At 67.3% G+C, this 4,886-nt stretch carries 5 protein-coding genes; 2 read left to right on the forward strand and 3 right to left on the reverse strand.

The window, feature by feature from the left end; all coding sequences use genetic code 11:
• Positions 1-169: 169 nt before the first annotated feature.
• The 3 genes from ACWGE0_RS45530 to ACWGE0_RS45540 are packed head-to-tail and all read right to left on the reverse strand — an operon-like array spanning position 170 to position 2,817.
• Positions 170-1,066, reverse strand: coding sequence for an HAD family hydrolase (locus ACWGE0_RS45530; protein WP_452267072.1), 897 nt, complete (start codon positions 1,064-1,066; stop codon positions 170-172).
• A gap of 41 nt (positions 1,067-1,107) precedes the next feature.
• On the reverse strand, positions 1,108-2,187 hold the full coding sequence (locus ACWGE0_RS45535) for a DUF5667 domain-containing protein (RefSeq protein ID WP_452267073.1): 1,080 nt from the start codon (positions 2,185-2,187) through the stop codon (positions 1,108-1,110).
• A 54-nt stretch (positions 2,188-2,241) separates the two neighbouring features.
• Positions 2,242-2,817: a sigma-70 family RNA polymerase sigma factor gene (locus ACWGE0_RS45540; protein WP_319972525.1), complete on the reverse strand. Its 576-nt coding sequence runs from the start codon at positions 2,815-2,817 to the stop codon at positions 2,242-2,244.
• Between the two features lie 209 nt (positions 2,818-3,026).
• Here ACWGE0_RS45540 and ACWGE0_RS45545 point away from each other — a divergent pair, with 209 nt between their 5' ends.
• Together ACWGE0_RS45545 and ACWGE0_RS45550 are read left to right on the forward strand one after the other, a co-directional pair.
• Positions 3,027-4,502 (forward strand): AMP-binding protein, encoded by a 1,476-nt coding sequence (locus ACWGE0_RS45545; protein ID WP_452267074.1) that lies wholly within the window; start codon positions 3,027-3,029, stop codon positions 4,500-4,502.
• Positions 4,503-4,527: 25 nt separating this feature from the next.
• A complete protein-coding gene (locus ACWGE0_RS45550) occupies positions 4,528-4,746 on the forward strand; it encodes a glutaredoxin family protein (RefSeq protein ID WP_452267075.1) in 219 nt (72 codons plus the stop codon).
• Positions 4,747-4,886 lie beyond the last annotated feature (140 nt).

Genomic DNA, 4,886 nt, shown 5'->3' on the forward strand with positions numbered 1-4,886 from the left:
GTGTCAACTCGACGAAAAGCGTGTCGAGTTGACACCCCTCCCTGGTTGCAGCAAGTGCTGAGGCACGACTCGTGACGGGACCACCCACCGGAACCTCCCGTTTCAAGCAGCTCGGCTTCGCCATCGCCTAGGGCGCCTCGGCTTCGCCATCGGGGGTGTTCCGGCGCGGCTATTTGACTCGGCGTCGGTATGCCAGCGTGGCTGCCACGGCTCCGGCTAGGGCGCCTGCGCCCAGGACCGATGGAACGCCGATCTTGGCGGCTTTGCGGCCGGTGCGGAAGTCGCGGATTTCCCAGCCCTTGCGGCGGGAGATTTCGCGGAGTTGTGAGTCCGGGTTCACGGCTACTGCGGTGCCGACCACGGAGAGCATCGGGACGTCGTTCGAGGAGTCCGAGTAGGCGGTGCAGCGGCGCAGGTCCAGGCCCTCTTTGGCGGCCAGGGAGCGGACTGCTTGGGCTTTGGCCTTGCCGTGCAGGAGGTCGCCTACGAGGCGGCCCGTGTAGACGCCGTTCTCCGATTCGGAGACGGTGCCCAGGGCGCCGTTCAGGCCTAGGCGGCGGGCGATGATCTGGGCCAGCTCTACGGGGGTGGCGGTGACCAGCCAGACGCGTTGGCCTGCGTCCAGGTGCATTTGGGCCAGGGCTTGGGTGCCCTTCCAGATGCGGTCGGCCATCAGTTCGTCGTAGATCTCCTCGCCCAGGGAGACCAGTTCCGCGACGCTGCGGCCGGCCACGAAGGAGAGGGCCTGTTCGCGGCTGGCTTTGACGGATTCGGGGTCTTCGCGGCCGCCTACGCGGAACTTCAGCTGTTGCCAGACGAAGCCTGCCAGGTCGGAGGAGGAGAAGTACTTGCGCGCGGCCAGGCCGCGGGCGAAGTGGAAGATCGAGGCGCCCATCATCATCGTGTTGTCCACGTCGAAGAAGGCGGCCGCGGTCAGGTCGGTGGGCACCGCCAGTGAGGCTTCGAGTTCGGGCGCCGCCGCGGCAGCCTTGATCGCCGCCTCTGCCGATGCCTCGCCGGCTAGCTCGGCCAGCCGGTCGCTCTCCATCTCACGGTTGCCTGCCATGTGACAAGCCTAGCGATCAGGTTCGGAGAAAAGCGTCCGACTCAGCCGAAGCTGATGCCGGGTAGCAGCGGCAGCGAGATGCTGGGCAGCGGGAGTGGGAGCGGGATCGTGATTCCGGGCTTGCCCGAGGTCGGCGGGGTGGTGTTGCCCGGCTGCGCGGAGGGTTGGGTCGAGGTGCCCGGCTTGGCCGACTGGGTCGGCTGCACGGGCGGGGGTGCCGAGCCGGAGGGGTCGGGCTGGCCGGAGGGGGTGGGCTGAACGGAGGACGGGTTGCGGCCGGACGACGCGTTCGGGTCCTGCACGACGGTGGCGCACTCGTCCTTGGCCGGTAGCGGGCCCAGTGGGTCGGAGGAACCGCTGATCACGGCGGTGCAGCCGGCGCGGGCGGCCAGGTCGTGGGCGCGTTGGGCGATGCTCGCCAGCAGCCACATCGTGGTGTCGGCGTGGGCGCCGGCGTCACCGGGAAGGCGGGGGCGCAGGGTGCCGAGCTTCATGTACTGGGCCAGGGCCCAGTCGCGCAGGGCCGGGAGGGCCTTCTCGTCGGACGACGTCGCGTAGGTCGTGAACTGGCGGGCGCCTTCCACCGCGTCGGTGTTCAGGTCGGCCAGGGCGGTGAGCTGGGCTGAGGGCTCGGCTGCGCGTTCGGCCAGTGTCTCCATCTCGGTGACCCGGGACGCGGCGAACTCCAGGTGCTTGAGGGCTCGTGACTCGTCGTCGAAGGTCAGGCCCAGCGAGGCGCTTTCGGTGGTGCGCTTGATGCCGTAGAGCGGGTCTCCCGGGAGCGCGTCACGGCTGAGCAGCACGCTCATGCCAGCGAGCGACAGCAGCAGACAGAGCACGGCGGCCGCCGCCACTGCTAATCGAGCTCGCGCTCCCACGCGTCTTACCGACGGGAGGACCAGCGGTTTCTCGGGTGGAGGCGCGGTCAGGATGCGCTGTTTCATGCGCGCACGCGTCTCGGCGTCCGGGCCGACGTCCATGCTCCGGAGCAGCTCGACGATCGCCAGGTCGTCGGCCAGGTCGTTGTCGCGGCCGACCGGCTGTGGACCGCCTTCCACCGCACGGGCGAAACGCTCGTGCTCTGTGTGCCGCCAACGCGGTGTGCTTCCCTTACCGTCCATCTCAGCCCGAGTAACGAAGTTGATCTGCTTTGGGTTACGCCCTTGCGATCGCGATCACCGCAACCACGACGGAAGAATCTGTGCGAGCCGTCGGACGGCCCGGTGTTGCAGTGCCTTCACGGCGCCCTCGTTGCGGTCCATGAGCTGCGCGACCTCGGACACCGACTTGCCTTCGATGAACCTCAGCACGATGCACTCGCGCTGGTCGTCACCTAACTGAGAGACGCACCGGAGCAGCTCCGCGTTGGTCGCCTCGGTCATGACCTCCTGCTCGGGGCCGCTCGTCTCCTCGCGGTTGTCCTGGAGCTCGGCGGTCGTGACCTCGAGCCGGTACCGGCTGGACTTCACGTGGTCGAACACGATGTTGCGGGCGATCGTGACGAACCACGCGCCGACGTCGCGGCCCTGGTAGCTGACCGAACCGATGCTCCGCAGCGCGCGCAGGAACGTCTCGCTCGTCACGTCCTCGGCGAACGCGCGATCCCCGCCCACCCGGAAGAGGACATAGCGAAACACCATGTCGACATATTTGTCGTAGAGCACGCCAAACGCCCCGGTGTCACCCTCTTGGGCGGCCTTGACGAGCTGCCACGGCTCGTCGCCGGCGTTGTCGTGCTGACCTCCCGTCATGGTTCGGGTGGTCCTGATCGTGTTCGGTCGTGCCCGCGCGGTCATCGGCTCGCGGCACCTCCACAGAGTCGCCGTGGCGGCAGCATACGTGTTGTTACTCCGTAGTAGGTAGCTGAAGGTTGCGATGTGGAGACGCACGAACCACGGCTTCATGACGCTGGCTACGCGTGGAAGACTGCTCGGAGCGTCCAGTTGTTCATGAGGAGGCCATGTTGACTTCCGCTCGCAATGTCGCAGATCTGGTCCGTGCTTCGGCACAGCGGGGGCCGAGCCACGTCGCACTCGTCGACGTCGCGAGCGGTGTGAGCCTCACCTGGAAAACCATCGACGGTGCGATCGATGCTTTCGCCCGCCGTTTGGCCGATTCCGGACTCGAACCAGGCGACCGAGTGGCGGTACGGCTGCCCACCGGGCCCGAGTTCGTGGTCGCGGTGTTCGGGATCCTGCGTGCGGGCGGTGTCGTGGTGCCGACCGGGCCGGGGAATCCTCCGCGGGAGTTGCAGCGGATCCTGGCCGACTCCGGGGCCGCGTTGCTGGTGGGCGACGGGGAGGGGTCGGACGCCCAGGTTCTTGAGGTTCCGGACGTTTCCGCTGCTGGCGAGCCCTTTGAGGCTGTCCGCGGTGGCGAGGACCTCGCGGTGCTCGGGTACACCTCCGGGACGTCCGGGGTGCCTCGCGGGGCGATGTTGTCGCACCGGGCGCTGCTGGCGAACGTCTCGCAGTGTGCGTCGCTGCGGCCCGCGCCGGTGACCGCTGGGGACCGGGTGCTGCTCGCGCTGCCGTTGTTCCACGTTTACGGACTTGGGCCTGGGTTGCTGCAGGTGGCTGGGGCTGGGGCCACGGCTGTGCTGTTGGAGCGCTTCGAGCCCACTCATGCGTTGGACGTGATCGAGGAGCACCGGGTCACGACGATGGTGGGCGTGCCGCCGATGTACCGGGCGCTGCTGGCTCACCCCGTCGAGGTGTTGCGCGAGAAGTTGGCGACAGTTCGGCTGTTCACGTCTGGGGCGGCGCCGTTGCCGGCTGCGGTGATCGCGGAGATGCGCGGGGCGATCGGGATTCCGATCTTCGAGGGGTACGGGCTCACTGAGACTGGGCCTGTTTTGACGTCCACGCTGGTTGGTGGTTCGCCTAAGCCCGGGTCTGTTGGGCAGGCGCTGCCTGGGGTGGAGATCCGTCTTGTGGACACCGATGGGTCGGTGTTGGACATCGATGAGGACGAGCCTGGGACTGGGTTGGTGTCCGCGAAGGGTGACAACCTGTTCAGCGGATATTGGCCGGATGGTGCGTACGGGCCGGATTCGTCCGGGTGGTTCCGGACGGGTGATGTCGGGTTCATCGATGCCGACGGTGACCTGCATCTGGTCGACCGGGCCGGGGATTTGATCATCGTCAACGGGTTCAACGTGTACCCGCACGAGGTCGAGCAGGTCATCGGGGAGATGCCGGCTGTGTTGGAGGCCGCTGCGGTTGGGGTGCCGTCTGAGAAGACTGGCGAGGCGGTGAAGGTGGTTGTGGTGTTGCGCGACGGGTCGTCGGTGACTGAAGAGGACGTTGTTGCGCACTGTGCGGCTCGGTTGGCGAAGTTCAAGGTGCCTACGGCGGTGGAGTTCGCGCCGGGGTTGCCGCATTCGCCTACTGGGAAGTTGGCTCGGGCTGTGTTGCGGAAGCCGTTGGGGGCGTGAACTTGTGGCGCGGCATGTGTTGTTGATGAGTCGGGTTTCGTGCCACGCGTGTGAGGTGGCGGCGGTGGAGATTGAACGGATCTGTGGCGAGGTTGGGGCCACGTGGTCTGTGGAGGATGTGGACTCGGATCCGGAGTTGCGGGCTGAGTACGGGGATCGGGTGCCGGTGTTCTTGGTTGATGGGGTTGAGCACGGGTACTGGAAGGTGGAGGAGGAGCGGCTTCGGGCTGCTCTCTCGGAGTGACGCGCTGGTTGGTTGTGGTGGTCCGGTTGGGTGCGGGCGTTCCTGTTTAGGGATTTCGGGGCTCCGCCCCGGACCCCGCCAATCTGATCAAGGACCTGTCCCACGCCGTCAGCGGGTTGATGGCACGCCTGTTGCGTTGG

It is taken from the genome of Lentzea sp. NPDC054927 (assembly GCF_053610285.1).